16 protein-coding genes are annotated in these 18195 nt (G+C 68.3%); 7 read left to right on the plus strand and 9 right to left on the minus strand.

Annotated features, from left to right (window positions below):
- Nucleotides 1-115 precede the first annotated feature (115 nt).
- On the minus strand, nucleotides 116-1333 hold the full coding sequence (locus ACWD11_RS07655) for an MFS transporter (protein WP_451281895.1): 1218 nt from the start codon (nucleotides 1331-1333) through the stop codon (nucleotides 116-118).
- Between the two features lie 129 nt (nucleotides 1334-1462).
- Between ACWD11_RS07655 and ACWD11_RS07660 the strand changes: the two genes are divergently transcribed.
- Nucleotides 1463-1915 (plus strand): GNAT family N-acetyltransferase, encoded by a 453-nt coding sequence (locus ACWD11_RS07660; protein WP_389416587.1) that lies wholly within the window; start codon nucleotides 1463-1465, stop codon nucleotides 1913-1915.
- Nucleotides 1916-1990: 75 nt separating this feature from the next.
- Here ACWD11_RS07660 and ACWD11_RS07665 read toward each other — a convergent pair whose 3' ends face one another.
- A complete protein-coding gene (locus ACWD11_RS07665) occupies nucleotides 1991-3376 on the minus strand; it encodes a serine hydrolase domain-containing protein (RefSeq protein ID WP_451281897.1) in 1386 nt (461 codons plus the stop codon).
- A 60-nt stretch (nucleotides 3377-3436) separates the two neighbouring features.
- A complete protein-coding gene (gene dnaB, locus ACWD11_RS07670; protein ID WP_250073678.1) occupies nucleotides 3437-4915 on the minus strand; it encodes a replicative DNA helicase in 1479 nt (492 codons plus the stop codon).
- Nucleotides 4916-5375: 460 nt separating this feature from the next.
- On the opposite strand from dnaB, the gene ACWD11_RS07675 reads away from it, so the two are divergent.
- Nucleotides 5376-6713, plus strand: coding sequence for an MATE family efflux transporter (locus tag ACWD11_RS07675; protein WP_389416589.1), 1338 nt, complete (start codon nucleotides 5376-5378; stop codon nucleotides 6711-6713).
- 146 nt (nucleotides 6714-6859) lie between these two features.
- Here the strand turns inward: ACWD11_RS07675 and rplI are convergent, their stop codons facing one another.
- The 4 genes from rplI to rpsF all read right to left on the minus strand — a co-directional run bounded on the left by rplI (nucleotide 6860) and on the right by rpsF (nucleotide 8586).
- Nucleotides 6860-7306: a 50S ribosomal protein L9 gene (gene rplI / locus ACWD11_RS07680; RefSeq protein WP_250073675.1), complete on the minus strand. Its 447-nt coding sequence runs from the start codon at nucleotides 7304-7306 to the stop codon at nucleotides 6860-6862.
- An 18-nt stretch (nucleotides 7307-7324) separates the two neighbouring features.
- Nucleotides 7325-7561: a 30S ribosomal protein S18 gene (gene rpsR / locus ACWD11_RS07685; protein WP_003949403.1), complete on the minus strand. Its 237-nt coding sequence runs from the start codon at nucleotides 7559-7561 to the stop codon at nucleotides 7325-7327.
- 57 nt (nucleotides 7562-7618) lie between these two features.
- Nucleotides 7619-8218 (minus strand): single-stranded DNA-binding protein, encoded by a 600-nt coding sequence (locus ACWD11_RS07690; protein WP_389416590.1) that lies wholly within the window; start codon nucleotides 8216-8218, stop codon nucleotides 7619-7621.
- A gap of 77 nt (nucleotides 8219-8295) precedes the next feature.
- Nucleotides 8296-8586, minus strand: a complete 291-nt coding sequence (gene rpsF / locus ACWD11_RS07695; protein WP_003956532.1) for a 30S ribosomal protein S6 — start codon at nucleotides 8584-8586, stop codon at nucleotides 8296-8298.
- 265 nt (nucleotides 8587-8851) lie between these two features.
- Between rpsF and ACWD11_RS07700 the strand changes: the two genes are divergently transcribed.
- From ACWD11_RS07700 to ACWD11_RS07710, 3 genes are all read left to right on the plus strand, one after another.
- Nucleotides 8852-9166, plus strand: a complete 315-nt coding sequence (locus ACWD11_RS07700; protein WP_389416591.1) for a hypothetical protein — start codon at nucleotides 8852-8854, stop codon at nucleotides 9164-9166.
- 175 nt (nucleotides 9167-9341) lie between these two features.
- Nucleotides 9342-10463 carry a peptidoglycan bridge formation glycyltransferase FemX gene (femX, locus tag ACWD11_RS07705; RefSeq protein WP_389416592.1) on the plus strand — a complete coding sequence of 374 codons (1122 nt, stop codon included), beginning with the start codon at nucleotides 9342-9344 and terminating at the stop codon, nucleotides 10461-10463.
- 74 nt (nucleotides 10464-10537) lie between these two features.
- Nucleotides 10538-11569 carry an alanine racemase gene (locus ACWD11_RS07710; RefSeq protein ID WP_389416593.1) on the plus strand — a complete coding sequence of 344 codons (1032 nt, stop codon included), beginning with the start codon at nucleotides 10538-10540 and terminating at the stop codon, nucleotides 11567-11569.
- Nucleotides 11570-11687: 118 nt separating this feature from the next.
- Here the strand turns inward: ACWD11_RS07710 and ACWD11_RS07715 are convergent, their stop codons facing one another.
- Together ACWD11_RS07715 and ACWD11_RS07720 are read right to left on the minus strand one after the other, a co-directional pair.
- A complete protein-coding gene (locus ACWD11_RS07715; RefSeq protein ID WP_389416594.1) occupies nucleotides 11688-13187 on the minus strand; it encodes a glycosyltransferase family 87 protein in 1500 nt (499 codons plus the stop codon).
- A 144-nt stretch (nucleotides 13188-13331) separates the two neighbouring features.
- Complete coding sequence (locus tag ACWD11_RS07720) at nucleotides 13332-16013, minus strand: transglycosylase domain-containing protein (protein ID WP_451281901.1); 2682 nt, start codon at nucleotides 16011-16013, stop codon at nucleotides 13332-13334.
- Nucleotides 16014-16368: 355 nt separating this feature from the next.
- On the opposite strand from ACWD11_RS07720, the gene ACWD11_RS07725 reads away from it, so the two are divergent.
- Nucleotides 16369-17052 carry a PadR family transcriptional regulator gene (locus tag ACWD11_RS07725; protein WP_250073660.1) on the plus strand — a complete coding sequence of 228 codons (684 nt, stop codon included), beginning with the start codon at nucleotides 16369-16371 and terminating at the stop codon, nucleotides 17050-17052.
- Between the two features lie 44 nt (nucleotides 17053-17096).
- On the plus strand, nucleotides 17097-18179 hold the full coding sequence (locus ACWD11_RS07730) for an inositol-3-phosphate synthase (protein ID WP_389416596.1): 1083 nt from the start codon (nucleotides 17097-17099) through the stop codon (nucleotides 18177-18179).
- Nucleotides 18180-18195 lie beyond the last annotated feature (16 nt).

Below are 18195 nucleotides of genomic sequence, written 5' to 3' on the forward strand. Positions count from 1 at the left end.
TTGGTCAGCGGTGGAACAAGGCCGCCTTCAGCTCGCCGCTCGGTGAGCGGTGGGTCAGGGCCTGCTTCTCGCCGTCCGGGCAGCGGTGGGCCAGGGTCTGCCTCACGCCGCCCGGTCAGCGGTGGGCCACGGCCTGCTTCTCGACGGGCGGGACGGGCGTGGACCCGGCGACGACGGCCCCGGTCCTCCGGTCGCGGCGTTCCAGGCCGGCCGAGAGGAAGGCCAGGAGCAGCGCGGACGCGGCGAGGGCGGCGCCGACCCAGTTGGGGGCGGTGTACCCGAGGCCGGCCGCGATGACGACGCCACCGAGCCAGGCGGCGAGCGCGTTGCCGAGGTTGAAGGCCCCGATGTTCACGGCCGAGGCCAGGGTCGGAGCACCGTGGGCCTGGTCGAGGACGCGCTTCTGCAGCGGCGGGACGGTGGCGAAGCCCAGGGCGCCGATGAGCGTGATGGTGACGGCCGCCAGGACCTTGTGGTGGGCGGTGAGCGTGAACAGCGCCAGCACGACGGCGAGGGCGCCCAGAGAGACATACAGCAGCGGCATCAGCGCGCGGTCGGCGTACCGGCCGCCGACGAGGTTGCCGCCGACCATGCCGAGCCCGAAGAGCACCAGGAGCCAGGTGACCGAACCGTCGGCGAAACCGGTGACGTGGGTCATCATCGGCGCGATGTAGGTGATGGCCGCGAAGACTCCGCCGAAGCCGAGCACGGTCATCGCCATCGCGAGCAGGACCTGGGCGTTCTTGAAGGCGGCCAGCTCATGGCGCAGCCGTACGCCTTCCGGCCGGGGCAGGTCGGGGACCAGGCGGGCGATGCCGGTCAGGCCGATCACGCCGAGGGCGGCGACGATGGCGAAGGTGACGCGCCAGCCGATGGACTGTCCGACGAAGGTGCCGAGCGGGACACCGACGACGTTGGCGACGGTGAGACCGGTGAACATCATCGCGATGGCGCCGGCCTTCTTGTCCGGGGCGACCAACTCGGCCGCGACGACCGAGCCGATGCCGAAGAAGGCGCCGTGGGCGAGTGAGGCGACGATGCGGCCGGTCAGCATGACGGCGAAGGCCGGGGCCAGCGCGGAGAGCAGGTTTCCGGCGATGAACAGGCCCATCAGCAGCATCAGCATCCGCTTGCGGGAGACCCTGGTGCCGACCACGGTCATCAGCGGCGCTCCGGCCACGACGCCAAGCGCGTAGCCGGTCACGAGCAGGCCCGCGGTAGGGATCGAGACCCCGAAGTCGGCCGCGACCTCGGGCAGCAGGCCCATGATCACGAACTCGGTCGTCCCTATTCCGAAGGCCCCGATCGCCAGGGCCAGGAGCGCGAGCGGCATAGGGAGCCACCTTCCCAGAAGATTGCAGTAGAGCTTTACGCGTCAGGACAATACTTGCATACGCGCTTTATCTGCAAGCGAAGGCAACCGATCCTCGCCGGCGTTCGCCCTCCGCATAGGGTGAGCCGCATGGGAGATCTTGAGATACGCCCCGCCACCGCGGACGACGTTCCGGCGATCGTGACCATGCTCGCCGACGACCCCCTGGGGGCCCAGCGCGAGTCGCCCGACGACCTGACCCCCTACCTGACGGCCCTGGACCGCCTGAGCCGTGACCCCAACCAGCATCTGATGGTGGCCGAGCGGGGAGGACGGGTCGTCGGAACCCTCCAGCTCACGCTCATCCCCGGACTCTCCCGCAAGGGTGCCACCCGCTCCGTCATCGAGGCCGTCCGCGTCCACGCCGACGAGCGCGGCAGCGGCCTGGGAACGCAGTTCATCGAGTGGGCAGTGGACGAGTCCCGGCGCCAGGGCTGCCAACTCGTCCAGCTGACCTCGGACGCCTCCCGCACCGACGCCCACCGCTTCTACCAGCGGCTCGGCTTCGAGGCCTCGCACGTGGGCTTCAAGCGCGTCCTGTGACGGCCGGGATGCCCTGTTTCACGTGAAACAGGGCTGAGACAGGGCTGAGAACAGGGCGCTCCCCCTCGGCAGCCGCTACGGAATCCCCCGCCACCCCTCCGGGTCCACCCCACCCGGCACCGGAGCCCCCTCGTCGTACGGCTGACGCGTGAACACGAACGACCCGAGGTCGAGATGGCTCACCGTCCCGTCCGGACGCCGTACGGCCTGGAGGAGTTCTCCGGCGTAGTAGCCCTCGAGACCGGTCCAGGTGCCGTCACCGTTGGCCCGGAACCGTGAGCGCCGGCCCTTGCCGGACAACGGCTCCAGCGAGACGAACCCATCGGCCGTCAACCGCAGCGCGAAGGCATACGTCCCCCAGTACCACTGGCCCGCCAGTTCCAGGACGGCAGGATCGACGTCGGTCATGGGCCGCCAGGGTTCGGGGATCCGCGGCTCCGCCTCGGCGACGATCCGCACCAGGTCGGCGGCGACCAGGGAGAGCAGCGGGCCCGAGGTGCAGTTGGCGAGCACGACCGCCGCGACATCGTCGCTCTCGCTGAAGAAGAGGCTCGCCAGGAAGCCAGGCAGCGACCCCGAGTGCCCGGCGAGCAGCCGGCCGTGCCGGTGCTGGATCTGCAGTCCCAGTCCGTACGCGGACCCGTCGGCGACATCCGCGGACTCGCCCGGCGCGGCCGGTTCCCGCATCTCCCGTACGCTCGCCGCGCTCAGCACCCGGTCGTCCCCCTTGACCAGGAAGGCCGCGAACCGCGCCAAGTCGGCCGTGGTGGACCACAGTTGCCCGGCCGGAGCCATCCGCCCCAGGTCCTCCGCGGGTTCCGGCAGCATCACATCGGCCCAGGGGTGCACCGCCCAGCCGCCCGCGTGCGGCGCCTTCGGGCGCCCGCTGGTGCGGTTCAGTCGCAGGGGTTCGAGCACTTCACTGCGCAGTGCGTCCTCCCAGGGCGCCCCTCGCAGCTTCTCCACCAGAGCGCCCAGCAGGGTGTAGCCGGGGTTGGAGTAGTGGTGGCGTCGGCCCACGGGGTGCAGCAAGGGCCGTTCTCCGAGTACATCGGCGAGTTCGGGCCGCATCGAGCCGGGCGTCCGCTCCCACCAGGGCGCCGGGGACTCGGCGGCCAGACCGCCGGCGTGGGCGAGCAGTTCGGCGATCGTGGCCTCCCCCGCGCCGGTCCCCGGCAGATGCTTCTCCAACGGGTCACCGAGGTCGAGCAGCCCCTCGTCGCGCAGCCGCATGACCAGAACGGCCGTGAAGGTCTTGGTGATCGAGCCGATCCGGTACTGCACGTTCTCGTCGGGACCGTGCCCCTCGACCGAGGTCCGGGATCCGTGCCACACCGCGCGCCCGTTCCGCACGACCGCCGCGACCAGCGAGGGCGTCCGCCCTTCGGCCTGGGCCACGGCGATCCGGTGGGACAGCGCCCGCCGGGTCCCGGGCAGCAACTCTTCCTGAGGTGTCGTCATCCCCCCAGTCCACCCCGAGGGGGCCGCGGGAGTCGAGCGCATCAGCGTTGAGCGGAGGGATCAGGTCTGCGCCATGTCGACGAAGCGGGAGTAGTGGCCCTGGAAGGCCACCGTGATCGTCGCCGTCGGACCGTTACGGTGCTTGCCCACGATGATGTCCGCCTCGCCCGCGCGCGGGGACTCCTTCTCGTAGGCGTCCTCACGGTGCAGCAGGATCACCATGTCGGCGTCCTGCTCGATGGAGCCGGACTCACGCAGGTCGGACACCATCGGCTTCTTGTCGGTGCGCTGTTCGGGTCCACGGTTCAGCTGGGAGAGCGCGATCACCGGGACCTCCAGCTCCTTGGCCAGCAGCTTGAGGTTACGGGACATGTCCGAGACCTCCTGCTGACGGCTTTCGGATCGCTTGGAGCCACCGGACTGCATCAGCTGGAGATAGTCGATGATCACGAGCTTGATGTCGTTGCGCTGCTTCAGCCGGCGGCACTTGGCGCGGATCTCCATCATCGACAGGTTCGGGGAGTCGTCGATGTAGAGCGGCGCGGCCGAGACCTCCGGCATCCGGCGCGCCAGCCGCGTCCAGTCCTCGTCCGTCATGGTGCCGGAGCGCATGTGGTGCAGGGCCACCCGCGCCTCGGCCGACAGCAGACGCATCGCGATCTCGTTGCGCCCCATTTCGAGGGAGAAGATGACGCTCGCGAGGTTGTGCTTGATGGACGCCGCCCGCGCGAAGTCCAGGGCGAGCGTGGACTTGCCCATCGCGGGACGGGCCGCGATGACGATCATCTGGCCGGGGTGCAGGCCGTTGGTGAGCGAGTCGAGGTCGGTGAACCCGGTGGGCACACCGGTCATCTCGCCGGTACGCGAGCCGATCGCCTCGATCTCGTCGAGCGCGCCCTCCATGATGTCGCCGAGCGGCAGATAGTCCTCGCTGGTGCGCTGCTCGGTGACGGCGTAGATCTCCGCCTGGGCACGGTTGACGATCTCGTCGACATCGTCGTCGGCCGCGTATCCCATCTGAGTGATGCGGGTCCCGGCCTCCACCAGGCGGCGCAGGACGGCGCGCTCGTGGACGATCTCCGCGTAGTACTCGGCGTTCGCCGCCGTCGGCACCGTCTGGACGAGGGTGTGCAGATAGGAGGCGCCGCCGACCTTGTTGATCTCACCGCGCTTGGTGAGCTCGGCGGCGATGGTGATGGGGTCGGCCGGCTCGCCCTTGGCGTAGATGTCCAGGATCGCCTGGAAGATCGTCTCGTGCGCGGGCTTGTAGAAGTCATGGCCCTTGAGGACCTCGACGACGTCCGCGATGGCGTCCTTGGACAGGAGCATGCCACCGAGGACGGACTGCTCGGCGTCCAGGTCCTGGGGCGGCACCCGCTCGAAGGCCGAACCGCCGCCGTCCCACTCGCCGCTCTCCCGGCCTCGGTCGTGCTGCTCGTCCCGGCCCCGGCCCCCGTCACTGCGGCGGCGGGAAGCAGGCAGACGATCACTGGGCCCGCTGTCGGCCCACGGGTCGTCCAAGGGCTCGGAAATACTCACCGAGCCACCTCCTCCCGTCCGCCGAGCGGACCCTCGCGTGCCTCTCATTTCTACGGCACGCCACTGACAAATAAGACGCCCAACTCCGGTTCTGGCGCCGTCGGTTTTGTGTCGTTTTCTCGACCGACGGACGGAGCGGGCGCCGGTCCACGGTAGGCCCCGCGGCACCGTCAGCCAATCTGGTTATCCACAGGCCATGTGGACGACGGCCCGGATGCTGTGGAGAACTCCGCAAAACCTGTGCACGACCCGGTGGACAGCCCTGTGAACAAGCCGCGCAGCTTTCCGAAACACCACCTCTGACCTGCCCATATCCCATCCACCGGCTGTGCAGAAGAAAAAGTTTTCCCGTCGGCGCAAGATCACTTCGAACGGTGCGCGAGAGCACACACGCTGAGACGAACAGTAAGGGTCACTTCTCCATTGCATCTCTTACCTGTGGACGATTAGATTGGTGCTCATGACACAGGCTCCCGCGACCCCCAAGGCCACCCGTCGTCAGCACGATCGAGAGATCATCGCGCTGGCCGTCCCGGCCTTCGGCGCACTCGTCGCCGAGCCCTTGTTCGTCATCGCCGACAGCGCCATCGTCGGCCACCTGGGCACCGCCCAACTCGCCGGTCTCGGCGTCGCCTCCGCACTCCTGATGACCGCCGTGAGCGTCTTCGTCTTTCTTGCCTACGCCACCACCGCGGCCGTCGCCCGACGCGTCGGCGCCGGTGATCTCCAGGCCGCCATCCGCCAGGGCATGGACGGCATCTGGCTCGCCCTCATCCTCGGTGCCGCTGTCATCGCGGTCGTCCTGCCCACAGCACCGTTCCTCGTGGAACTCTTCGGCGCCTCCGACACGGCGGCCCCGTACGCGATCACCTATCTCCGGATCTCCGCACTCGGCATACCGGCGATGCTCGTCGTCCTCGCCGCCACCGGCGTCCTGCGGGGACTCCAGGACACCCGGACACCGCTGTACGTCGCCCTCGCCGGCTTCATCGCCAACGCCGTCCTCAACGTCGGCCTCGTCTACGGCGCCGGCCTCGGGATCGCCGGATCCGCCTGGGGCACCGTCATCGCCCAGTGCGGCATGGCCGCCGCCTACCTCGTGGTCGTCGTCCGCGGCGCCCGCAAGCACCATGCCTCCCTGCGTCCCGACGCCACCGGCATCAAGGCCTGCGCCCAGGCCGGTGTGCCCCTGCTGGTGCGGACGCTCTCGCTGCGCGCCATCCTGATGATCGCCACCGCGGTCGCCGCCCGCCTCGGCGACGCCGACATCGCGGCCCACCAGATCATCCTGTCGCTGTGGAGCCTGCTCGCCTTCGCTCTGGACGCGATAGCCATCGCCGGGCAAGCGATCATCGGCCGCTACCTCGGTGCGGGCGATGCCGAGGGGGCACGCGCCGCCTGTCGCCGCATGGTGGAGTGGGGCATCGCGGCCGGTGTCGTCCTGGCCCTGCTCGTGATGATCGCGCGGCCCTTGCTGCTGCCGCTCTTCACCAGCGACTCGGTCGTCCAGGACACCGCCCTGCCCGCTCTGCTCATGGTGGCGCTCTCCCAGCCGATCTGCGGCGTGGTCTTCGTCCTGGACGGCGTACTGATGGGCGCGGGCGACGGCCCGTATCTCGCATGGGCCATGGTGGTCACCCTCGCCGTCTTCACTCCGGTCGCCCTGCTCGTCCCTGTCCTCGGCGGGGGACTGACCGCGGTCTGGGGAGCGATGACCCTGATGATGACGGTCCGGATGGTGACCCTCTGGCTCCGCGCCCGCTCGGGTCGCTGGATCGTCACCGGCGCGACGCGCTGACTGTTTCACGTGAAACCGACGTTTCACGTGAAACATGGCCGAGTTCCTGTTTCACGTGAAACATGGCCGAGGCGCCAGGCACGAAGAAGGGGCCGCACCCCATGGGCGCGGCCCCTTCTCTCAGCTCTTCAAGCCGAGCACGGCGATCAGGCCGCGACGACCTCGATGTTGACCTTGGCGGCAACCTCGGGGTGCAGACGCACGGACGTCTCGTGAGCGCCCAGCGTCTTGATCGGCGAACCGAGCTCGATGCGGCGCTTGTCGACCTCGGGGCCACCGGAAGCCTTGATCGCGGAAGCGATGTCGGCCGGGGTGACGGAACCGAAGAGACGACCGGCGTCGCCGGAGCGGACGGCCAGGCGGACCTTGACGCCCTCGAGCTGGGCCTTCACAGCGTTGGCCTGCTCGATGGTCTGGATCTCGTGGATCTTGCGAGCACGACGGATCTGCTCGACGTCCTTCTCGCCACCCTTGGTCCAGCGGATCGCAAAGTTCCGCGGGATCAGGTAGTTGCGAGCGTAACCGTCCTTGACGTCGACGACGTCGCCCGCGGCACCGAGGCCGGAGACCTCGTGGGTGAGGATGATCTTCATGAGTCGGTCACCCTTCCCTTATCGCGCGGTGGAGGTGTAGGGCAGCAGCGCCATCTCACGGCTGTTCTTCACAGCCGTGGCGACGTCACGCTGGTGCTGCGTGCAGTTGCCGGTCACGCGGCGGGCACGGATCTTGCCGCGGTCGGAAATGAACTTCCGCAGCATGTTCGTGTCCTTGTAGTCCACGTACGTGACCTTGTCCTTGCAGAAAGCGCAGACCTTCTTCTTCGGCTTGCGCACAGGCGGCTTCGCCATGGTGTATCTCCTGTGTGATCAAGAAGTGTGGGTACGACCCACCCTTGGCCCGAGGGCCTAGAAGGGGGGCTCGTCCGAGTAGCCGCCGCCAGCGCCGCCGCTGCCGGAGTTTCCACCCCAGCCGCCACCGCCGCCGCCCTGCTGGCCACCGGCAGGAGCGCCGGTCGCCCACGGGTCGTCGGCGGGAGCGCCGCCGCCCTGCTGACCGCCGCCGGGGCCACCGCCCCAGCCGCCGCCACCCTGGCCGCCACCGCCACCGCCGCCGAAGCCACCGCCCTGCTGGCCACCGCGGCCGGCGGTCTTGGTGACCTTGGCCGTGGCGTTGCGCAGGCTGGCGCCGACTTCCTCGACGTCCAGCTCGTAGACCGTGCGCTTGACGCCCTCACGGTCCTCGTAGGACCGCTGCTTCAGCCGGCCCTGCACGATGACGCGCATGCCTCGCTGGAGCGACTCGGCAACGTTCTCCGCCGCCTGCCGCCAGACCGAGCAGGTCAGGAACAGGCTTTCGCCGTCCTTCCACTCATTCGTCTGACGGTCGAAGGTGCGGGGAGTGGACGCGACACGGAACTTCGCGACCGCCGCACCGGAAGGGGTGAAGCGCAGCTCGGGGTCGTCGACAAGATTGCCGACGACCGTGATGACGGTCTCGCCTGCCATGGGGGAACCTCTCGGCGGGTTTGCTGCTGGCTGCTGGTGCTGCTACTCGGAACCCGAGATCAACTGAGCGGAGGAGCTCAGTGGGTCTCGGGACGGAGGACCTTGGTCCGGAGGACCGACTCGTTCAGGTTCATCTGGCGGTCGAGCTCCTTGACGACCGCAGGCTCGGCCTGCAGGTCGATGACCGAGTAGATGCCCTCGGGCTTCTTCTTGATCTCGTACGCGAGACGACGACGGCCCCAGGTGTCGACCTTCTCGACCTTTCCGTTGCCCTCACGGACGACGGAGAGGAAGTTCTCGATCAGGGGGGCGACAGCGCGCTCCTCCAGATCGGGGTCGAGGATGACCATCACCTCGTAGTGACGCATGTGGAACCCACCTCCTTTGGACTCAGCGGCCACGGTCGTTCCGTGGCAGGAGGGTTGTGATGCGTACGCAACGGTATCGGCCGCCACTGACAATCGGGGTCCCTCTCAGGAGTCCCGGCCGTGACATGGGCAGACACCGGTGCAGACGCTACAGACTACCCGCACACCCCCTTCGGGTTGAAATCCGGCCGGGAGGGCCGACAATCTGGATACATCGGGTGTGTACGGCGCTACGATGCGCCGCCCTTCCGCAGGAGGTGCCCTCATGGCACAAGCAATGCGACCCAACCCCGTCGGAGGCCTCTTCGCCACGGACGGAAAGCCCCACCCTCTCCAGGACGCCCTGCTCGCGGTGACCCTGGTGCTGGGCCTCACGTCTTTCGTCTCGGCGATGTTCCATGACCTGCATCTGCTCAGCTCCTGGACCGGCCTGCTGGGGATCGCCACCGGCGCCTACGGTCAGTGGGTGTCGGAGACGACACGTGAGCGCTTCGGCCTGATCGTGGGACTGGGCGCCGCGAGCATCGGCTTCTTCCTGGGCATGGCGCACGGTGGTCTCTTCGGCGGGGTCGTCGGCTGACGCCAGGGACCACCTCACACCTCTCCGACACGGCCGGCGATCGCCCCGGTGGCCCAAAAGCCGGGGCGAAGCTGCCGTACGCCCAGTCAGGCCGCTCACGAGGCGCAGTAGGCTTCGGCGCGAGAGCCGGAGCCCCTGAACCCATGGGGACACACCAGCCCGAGGAGCGCCCCGAATGAGCCTGACCCTGAGGACGATCAGTCGCGAGCAGCATCTGGCATACATCCAGAGCCTGCCGTCGGCGAGCCACATGCAGGTTCCGGCCTGGGCCGATGTCAAGGCGGAGTGGCGCTCCGAGAACCTCGGGTGGTTCGACGACCGGACCGGTGAGATGGTCGGCGCGGGCCTGGTCCTCTACCGCCAGCTGCCCAAGATCAAGCGCTACCTCGCCTATCTGCCCGAGGGCCCGGTCATCAACTGGTTCGCGCCGAATCTGACCGACTGGCTGGAGCCGATGCTCGCGCACCTGAAGCAGCAGGGCGCCTTCTCCGTGAAGATGGGTCCGCCGGTGATCATCCGGCGCTGGGAGGCGGGCTCCATCAAGCAGGGCATCCAGAACCCGGACGTGAAGCGACTGCGTGACATCGAGGCCGACTTCATCGAACCGCGCGCCTTCGAGGTCGCCGACAAGCTGCGCCGTATGGGATGGCAGCAGGGTGAGGACGGCGGCGCCGGCTTCGGCGACGTCCAGCCGCGCTACGTCTACCAGGTGCCGCTGGCGAACCGCTCCCTGGAAGAGGTCCACAAGAACTTCAACCAGCTGTGGCGCCGCAACATCAAGAAGGCCGAGAAGGCGGGCGTCGAGGTCGTCCAGGGCGGCTACCACGACCTCGAGGAATGGCAGCGGCTGTACGAGATCACGGCCGTGCGCGACCACTTCCGGCCCCGCCCGCTGGGGTACTTCCAGCGCATGTGGACGGCCCTCAACACCGAGGACCCCAACCGCATGCGGCTGTACTTCGCCCGGCACAACGGGGTGAACCTGGCCGCCGCGACGATGCTGGTGGTCGGCGGGCACGTCTGGTACTCCTACGGCGCCTCCGACAACATCGGCCGTGAGGTCCGGCCCTCGAACGCGATGCAGTGGCGGATGCTGCGCGACGCCTACGCGCTCGGCGCGACCGTCTACGACCTGCGGGGCATCTCCGACTCGCTGGACGAGTCGGACCACCTCTTCGGCCTGATCCAGTTCAAGGTGGGCACCGGCGGGCAGGCCGCCGAGTACCTCGGCGAGTGGGACTTCCCGCTGAACAAGCTGCTGCACAAGGCGCTCGACATCTACATGTCGCGCCGCTGAGCCCCAGGCATTTGCTTCGATAGCTTCCATACCTCTGATACACCGCAGCCACCAGAAAGGTTCCAGGTCCGGCCATGGCGCTCACGCTCTACGTCGACACCGCGCGCTGGCGGGCGCACCACAAGCACGTGCAGGAGCAGTTCCCGGGCCTCGTCCCGGTCTGCAAGGGCAACGGCTACGGCTTCGGGCACGAACGCCTGGCGGAGGAGGCCACGCGGCTGGGCTCGGACGTCCTCGCGGTCGGCACGACCTACGAGGCCGCGCGCATCAAGGACTGGTTCGGCGGTGACCTGCTGGTGCTGACGCCGTACCGGCGCGGCGAGGAGCCGGTGCCGCTGCCCGACCGGGTCATCCGCTCGGTGTCCTCGATCGACGGCGTGTACGGCCTCGTGGGCGCCCGGGTGGTCATCGAGGTGATGTCCTCGATGAAGCGGCATGGGGTGAGCGAGCAGGACTTGCCGCAGCTGCACTCCGCCATAGAGAACGTCCGGCTGGAGGGCTTCGCCATCCACCTGCCGCTGGACCGCACCGACGGCTCGGACGCCGTCGAGGAGGTCATCGGCTGGATGGACCGCCTGCGCGCGGCCCGGCTGCCGCTGCACACGATGTTCGTCAGCCACCTCAAGGCCGACGAACTGGCCCGGCTCCAGCAGCAGTTCCCGCAGACCCGCTTCCGCGCCCGTATCGGCACCCGGCTCTGGCTGGGGGACCACGACGCCACGGAGTACAGCGGTGCCGTCCTGGACGTCACCCGCGTCTCCAAGGGCGACCGTTTCGGCTACCGGCAGCAGAAGGCGGCCTCCGACGGCTTCCTGGTCGTCGTGGCGGGCGGCACCTCGCACGGGGTGGGGCTGGAGGCCCCCAAGGCGCTGCACGGCGTCATGCCGCGCGCCAAGGGCGTCGCCCGGGCCGGCCTCGCCACCGTCAACCGGAACCTTTCTCCGTTCGTCTGGGGCGGCAAGCAGCGCTGGTTCGCCGAGCCGCCGCACATGCAGGTCTCCATCCTGTTCGTGCCCTCGGACGCGCCGGAGCCGAAGGTCGGGGACGAGCTGGTGGCCCATCTGCGCCACACCACCACGCAGTTCGACCGCCTCGTCGACCGCTGAGCCCGCCCACCAGGGCAGCAGAAAGGCCGTGCACGCTTCCCGTGCACGGCCTTTCGCTGGTCTACGACATACGACCTTCAGCCGTTCGCGTAGTCCACGCCTCCCAGAGACCGTTCACTCAGAGCGAACGCTCGCCCGCCCCCGGCCCGCCCCACTCCACCTGCGGCCCGTCGCAGTGCGCCGCGTGCTTGGGCGGACGGGCCGCGGCGCCGAGCACGAAGACGTCCTCCGCCCCGTCGAGCACACCGCCCGAGGGATCGTCGTCGCCCGCCCGGCGCACCACGTCCCGCTCCGGCATGAGGATGTCCCGGACGATCACGGCGCACAGGTAGAGCGTGCCCAGCAGATGCACACCGATGGCCCAGTGGTAGCCGTCGGTCGGCAGCCCCTTGTGGGCGTCTCCGCTGGTCGTGTACGCGAGGTACATCCAGATGCCCAGGAAGTACGCCACCTCGCAGGCCTGCCAGATCAGGAAGTCCCGCCACTTGGGCCGGGCCAGCGCGGCCAGCGGGATCAGCCACAGCACGTACTGGGGCGAGTAGACCTTGTTGGTGAGGATGAACGCCGCCACGATCAGAAACACGAGCTGCGCGAACCGAGGCCGCCGCGGCGCCGTCAGCGTGAGCGCGGCGACACCGGCGCAGCACAGCAGCATCAGCAGGGTGGCGAGGTTGTTGACGGTGTCGGTGGAGAGCGGGTCACTGGAGTTCTGGGCCATGATCAGCCAGAAGGACCCGAAGTCGACGCCGCGCTCCTGGCTGAACGTGTAGAACTTCGACCAGCCGTCGAAGGCGAGCAGCATCACCGGGCCGTTCACGACCGCCCAGGCCACGGCCGTACCGCCCAGTGCCTTGCCGAAGTCCCGCCATTTCCCCGCACGCCAGCACAGCACGAGCAGCGCGCCGAGCAACAGGACGGGATAGAGCTTGGCGGCCGTGGCGAGCCCCAGGAGAACACCGAAGGCGAGCGGGCGGCCCCGCGACCACATCAGCATCGCGGCGGCCGTCAGAGCGACGGCCAGCAGGTCCCAGTTGATGGTCGCGGTCAGCGCGAAGGCCGGCGCCAGCGCGACGAGCAGTCCGTCCCAAGGACGCCGGGCATGCGTACGGGTCACACAGACGGCGATGACGGCCGCGCAGGCCATCAGCATCCCCGCGTTGACCATCCAGTACCACTTCTCCTGGTCCTGGATGCTGCCGCTGCCCGGCGTGAGCCAGGAGGCCACCTCCATGAACACACCGGTCAGCACCGGGTATTCGAGGTACTCCATGTCGCCGGAGAGCCTGTCGAAGTACGGCACGAGGCCGTCGGCGAAGCCACGCCCCTGGTACAGGTGCGGGATGTCGGAGTAGCAGGCGTGGGTGTACTGCGAGCTGGCGCCGAAGAACCAGGCGCCGTTGTAGCAGGGCGCCTTCTGGACCAGGCCGAGGGTGAACACGCCGATCGCCACGAGCGCGATGACCCGCACCGGGGTCCACCACGACGTCCCCAGCAGGGCACGCCGACCGATGGGGCCGCCGATCAGCTCGCTGCCGCTGCGGGCCACCTCGTCGTCCTTGGTCGGCCGCACCGGGTCCGGCTCGTGCACGCTCGATTGCGTCGTCTCTGCACTGGGCATGGGGCACATCCTGCCGTACGCGCCTGGGAATACGCCGAGGGCCGCCGCACCTGGTCGGTGCGGCGGCCCATGTTTCACGTGAAACACCCTCGGTCGGCGATATGGCGCCCAACCGGACATCCGCCGGTTTCCCGGCCGGACGGACTAGCCGGTCGAGTCCGCGCCGCCGAATAGTCCGCCGTTGCCGTTCCCATTGCCGTTTCCGCCGGGATCACCGGTGTCCGTCGGCGACGGAGACGTGGTCACCTCTCCGCCCGTGCCACCGGTGTCCGTGCCTCCGTCGTCCTCGCACCAGCCCCACTGGCAGGTCTCGCTCGTGGACGGCGTCGGAGAGGGCTCCGTCTGGCTGGGCGTCGGGGTCGGCGTCGGGCTGGGTTCCTGCGTCTCGCTGACCGTGGGAGTCGGCGTCGGCTCCGGGATGTCGTTGATGACCACACCGATGGGCTCCGGAGTGGGGAAGGCCTTGGCCGGCTCTCCCTTCAGCGCCTGCTCCATGTAGTCCTGCCAGATCTCGGCCGGGAACGAAGAGCCGTGGATCGACTGCTGGCCACCGGTGCCGTACATCTTCAGGAACCTGCGGTTCTTGATCTTCTCGTCGTCGGGGTAACGGAACATGCTGATCGCGGTCGACAACTGCGGGGTGTACCCGACGAACCACGCCGACCTGTTGCCGTCGGTGGTACCGGTCTTGCCGGCCACCTCACGGCCGGTCAGCTGGGCGCTGGTACCCGTACCCTTCTCGACCACGGTCTTCAGGACGTCGGTGACGTTGTCGGCCACCTGCGCGGTGAAGGCCTGCTCCGTCTTGCCCTTGTGCCGGAAGACCGTGCCTTCCTCACTCTTGACCTCCGTCACGGAGAACGGCTCACGCTTCTTTCCGCTGGCCGCGAACGTGGCGTACGAGCCCGCCATGCGGATCGCGCTTGGTTCGGAGATGCCGATCGAGAAGGAGGGGAAGGTCGTACCCGTCAGGGTGTCCTCCTTGATGCCCGCTTCGACGGCGGCCTCCTTCACCTTGTCCAGACCGACGTCCATGCCGAGCTGCACGAAGGCGGAGTTCGCCGAGAACTGCATCGCGGTGCGCAGGTCGACCTGGTAGTTCGGCGGCTCGCCGAGCGACTCGTCGCCGTCGTTGGCCTGGAGCCACTCCTTGCCCTTGTCGTCGTGCCAGACGGTCCCGTCGTAGTTCTTGATCTTGAGAGCGTGCTGGCCGCTGTACAGGCTCTTCGGGGACACCTTGGTCCGCTCGTCCTGTGCCTGCTCCGCTGGGCCCTCGGGATCACGGACACCCCACTTCATGGCGGCCGCGAGGACGAAGGGCTTGAACGTCGAGCCGACCTGGGCACCGGTGACGTCGGCGTTGTTGGTGAAGTGCTTGGTCGCGTCCTCACCGCCGTAGATCGCCCGGATGGCACCCGTCTCTGGGTCCACCGAAGCCCCGCCGAACTGGACGTGAGTGTCCTTCGAGCGCTTCTTGGGGTCGATGTTCTCCTTCAGGACCTTCTTGACCGCGGCCTCGAGCGCCTTGACCTTCTTCTTGTCGAAGGTCGTGTAGATCGAGTAGCCGCCCTGCTGGAGGTTCTCGGCGGTGATGTTCGTGTTGTTGATCACGTACGCCTTGGCGAGGTCGACGAGGTAGCCGACCTGGCCGCTCAGCGCGGTGTTCGACCGAGGGTTCTGGTACGCCGGGAGCTCCGTGTACTTGGCCCGGGTCGCAGCGTCGAGGTGGCCGTACTCGACCATCTTGTCCAGTGTGTCCTGCATCTGGATCTTGGCCCGCTTGCGATTCGCGTCGGGCGTGGCAGCCGGGTCGATGGAGGTCGCGCCGGCCGGGTCGTAGTAGGTGGGGCCCTTGAGCATGGCGGCGAGGAAGGCGCACTGGCCGGGGCTCAGGTCGACCGAGTCCTTGTTGAAGTAGGCCCGCGAGGCCGCCTGGATGCCGTAGGCGCCGCGGCCGTAGTACGCGGAGTTCAGGTAGCCGGCCAGGATCTGGTCCTTGTTGAACTTGGCGTCCACCTTGACCGCGACGAAGATCTCCTGGAACTTGCGCGAGATCGTCTGCGACTGATCGTCCAGCATCGCGTTCTTGACGAACTGCTGGGTGATGGTCGAGCCACCCTGCGTCTCGCCACCCCTGGCCATGTTGAGCACGGCGCGGGCGATGCCCTTGGGGTCGATGCCGCTGTCGGTGTAGAAAGTCTTGTTCTCCTGGGAGATGACCGCGTTACGCATCTCCTCGGGGATCTGCTCCAGACTGACGATCTGACGGTTGGTCTCGCCACCCGTGGCGACCATCTGGGAGCCGTCGGCCCAGTAGAAGACGTTGTTCTGCGCCTCGGCGGTCTTGGCCACGTCGGGGACGCCCACCATGGCGTAGCCGATGCCGGCGATGGCCACCAGGCTGCCGAAGAAGCCCACGCACAGGCCGGACACGAGCTTCCAGGACGGCACCCAGCGCTGCCAGCCGTACTTGCCCGCGCGCGGGTAGTCGATGATCCGCTTCTTGACGGGTCCGGTGGCCCGGCCGCGGCCCCTCCCCGGACCGCCGGGAACACCCCGGCCGGGCTCGGCCGCTCTCCGGCGGCCACCCCCACTCCTCTGGGCCGCGCGGCGGGCTTCGGCGCGACCGCCGTACGGACGCTCCTCACCACCCGGACCGTACGACTCCGACCCGTGGGAACTCGTCCCATAGGAGTCGGCGGGTGACCCGGTGGCGCCTCGCGGTGCCGCGCGGCGGCCGGAGGACGAGCCGGACTGGCCGCGTCGGGCCGCGGCACGTCCACCTCCCTGCGGCGGCTGCGACGGTTTGCGACGGTGCTCGCTCATCGAACGACTACTCCTCGGGCAGGCGCACCCGTGTGACGCGCCTGGAAACGGCGGCAGGTTTCCGGTCCCCCCGAAGTACGGATGCGGGCGCTCCCGCATTCACCCGTACTGCACCGGGGACGACGACGCCCCCAGACGTCACTTGGTTCCCGGTGGTGTGCATGGCGCACAGACTACGCACCGTCAAAACCCGCCGAGCCCCGAAGTTCACCCCAAATCAGGCAACTCGCATCCCATGAATCAGTGATGTGATCCCGTTCACCTTTTCCCCTCTTGTCGCATGCGGGAGGCCGTTCTATCGTCATGATGTATCGAGTCGATACATCAGCGCGAGATAAGACGAGGAGGCGAGCGGATGAGCCGGCGTTCCGGGATCCTTGAGTTCGCCGTCCTCGGCCTGCTCCGCGAATCCCCGATGCACGGCTACGAGCTGCGCAAACGACTCAATACGTCACTGGGCGTGTTCCGAGCGTTCAGCTACGGAACCCTCTACCCCTGCCTCAAGACGCTGGTCGCCAACGGCTGGTTGATCGAGGAGCCGGGGAGCGCCCCCGAGGACGCCCTCGCAGCGTCCCTCGCCGGCCGCCGCGCCAAGATCGTCTACCGGTTGACGGCGGAAGGTAAGGAGCACTTCGAGGACCTGCTCTCCCAGACCGGCCCCGACGCGTACGAGGACGAGCACTTCGCCGCTCGGTTCGCCTTCTTCGGGCAGACCTCGCGCGATGTCCGCATGCGCGTGCTGGAGGGCCGCCGCAGCCGCCTGGAGGAGCGTCTGGAGAAGATGCGCGCCTCCTTGGCGCGCACCAGGGAGCGCCTCGACGACTACACGCTTGAGCTCCAGCGCCACGGAATGGAATCCGTGGAGCGCGAAGTGCGCTGGCTGAACGAGCTCATCGAGAGCGAGCGGGCCGGGAGGGACCTCAAGGGGTCCGCCACCGGGGGACCCGCTCAGCAGGACACCACATCTGGAGCGACGGGCGGCCTGCCCCGTCCCGGGGATGACCCCGGGACGGATACGCCCGACGACACCGCCACGTGAGAGCTCGCTTTGGGCCTCACTCGTACACACAGGGAGCAACCGGAATGGGTTCGGTTCGCGTAGCCATCGTCGGCGTGGGCAACTGCGCCGCATCGCTGGTGCAGGGCGTCGAGTACTACAAGGACGCCGACCCGGCGTCCAAGGTCCCGGGCCTGATGCATGTGCAGTTCGGCGACTACCACGTCGGTGACGTCGAGTTCGTCGCCGCCTTCGACGTCGACGCGAAGAAGGTCGGCCTCGACCTCTCGGACGCCATCGGTGCCAGCGAGAACAACACCATCAAGATCTGCGACGTCCCGAACAAGGGCGTCACGGTCCAGCGCGGTCACACCCTGGACGGTCTCGGCAAGTACTACCGCGAGACCATCGAGGAGTCCGCCGAGGAGCCGGTCGACGTCGTCCAGATCCTCAAGGACCGTCAGGTGGACGTCCTCGTCTGCTACCTGCCCGTCGGTTCCGAGGACGCGGCGAAGTTCTACGCCCAGTGCGCCATCGACGCCAAGGTCGCCTTCGTCAACGCCCTCCCGGTCTTCATCGCCGGCACCAAGGAGTGGGCGGACAAGTTCACCGAGGCCGGCGTCCCGATCGTCGGTGACGACATCAAGTCGCAGGTCGGCGCCACCATCACGCACCGCGTGATGGCGAAGCTGTTCGAGGACCGCGGTGTCCGTCTCGAGCGCACCATGCAGCTCAACGTCGGCGGCAACATGGACTTCAAGAACATGCTGGAGCGCGACCGCCTCGAGTCCAAGAAGATCTCGAAGACGCAGGCCGTCACCTCGCAGATCCCCGACCGCGACATGGGCGAGAAGAACGTCCACATCGGCCCGTCGGACTACGTGGCCTGGCTGGACGACCGCAAGTGGGCGTACGTCCGCCTCGAGGGCCGCGCCTTCGGTGACGTCCCGCTGAACCTGGAGTACAAGCTCGAGGTCTGGGACTCCCCGAACTCCGCGGGTGTCATCATCGACGCTCTGCGCGCCGCGAAGATCGCCAAGGACCGCGGCATCGGCGGTCCGATCCTCTCCGCGTCGAGCTACTTCATGAAGTCCCCGCCGGTCCAGTACTTCGACGACGAGGCGTACGCCAACGTCGAGAAGTTCATCAAGGGCGAGGTCGAGCGCTAAGAAGGCTCGCGAGCTG

It is taken from the genome of Streptomyces sp. NPDC002776 (assembly GCF_053592195.1).

Excerpts from the sequence above, each read along its gene's own strand:
- ACWD11_RS07655 (WP_451281895.1), bottom strand. The coding sequence starts at position 1,333 with ATGCCGCTCGCGCTCCTGGCCCTGGCGATCGGGGCCTTCGGAATAGGG.
- ACWD11_RS07660 (WP_389416587.1), top strand. The coding sequence starts at position 1,463 with ATGGGAGATCTTGAGATACGCCCCGCCACCGCGGACGACGTTCCGGCG.
- ACWD11_RS07665 (WP_451281897.1), bottom strand. The coding sequence starts at position 3,376 with ATGACGACACCTCAGGAAGAGTTGCTGCCCGGGACCCGGCGGGCGCTG.
- ACWD11_RS07675 (WP_389416589.1), top strand. The coding sequence starts at position 5,376 with ATGACACAGGCTCCCGCGACCCCCAAGGCCACCCGTCGTCAGCACGAT.
- rplI (WP_250073675.1), bottom strand. The coding sequence starts at position 7,306 with ATGAAGATCATCCTCACCCACGAGGTCTCCGGCCTCGGTGCCGCGGGC.
- rpsR (WP_003949403.1), bottom strand. The coding sequence starts at position 7,561 with ATGGCGAAGCCGCCTGTGCGCAAGCCGAAGAAGAAGGTCTGCGCTTTC.
- ACWD11_RS07690 (WP_389416590.1), bottom strand. The coding sequence starts at position 8,218 with ATGGCAGGCGAGACCGTCATCACGGTCGTCGGCAATCTTGTCGACGAC.
- rpsF (WP_003956532.1), bottom strand. The coding sequence starts at position 8,586 with ATGCGTCACTACGAGGTGATGGTCATCCTCGACCCCGATCTGGAGGAG.
- ACWD11_RS07700 (WP_389416591.1), top strand. The coding sequence starts at position 8,852 with ATGGCACAAGCAATGCGACCCAACCCCGTCGGAGGCCTCTTCGCCACG.
- femX (WP_389416592.1), top strand. The coding sequence starts at position 9,342 with ATGAGCCTGACCCTGAGGACGATCAGTCGCGAGCAGCATCTGGCATAC.
- ACWD11_RS07710 (WP_389416593.1), top strand. The coding sequence starts at position 10,538 with ATGGCGCTCACGCTCTACGTCGACACCGCGCGCTGGCGGGCGCACCAC.
- ACWD11_RS07715 (WP_389416594.1), bottom strand. The coding sequence starts at position 13,187 with ATGCCCAGTGCAGAGACGACGCAATCGAGCGTGCACGAGCCGGACCCG.
- ACWD11_RS07720 (WP_451281901.1), bottom strand. The coding sequence starts at position 16,013 with ATGAGCGAGCACCGTCGCAAACCGTCGCAGCCGCCGCAGGGAGGTGGA.
- ACWD11_RS07725 (WP_250073660.1), top strand. The coding sequence starts at position 16,369 with ATGAGCCGGCGTTCCGGGATCCTTGAGTTCGCCGTCCTCGGCCTGCTC.
- ACWD11_RS07730 (WP_389416596.1), top strand. The coding sequence starts at position 17,097 with ATGGGTTCGGTTCGCGTAGCCATCGTCGGCGTGGGCAACTGCGCCGCA.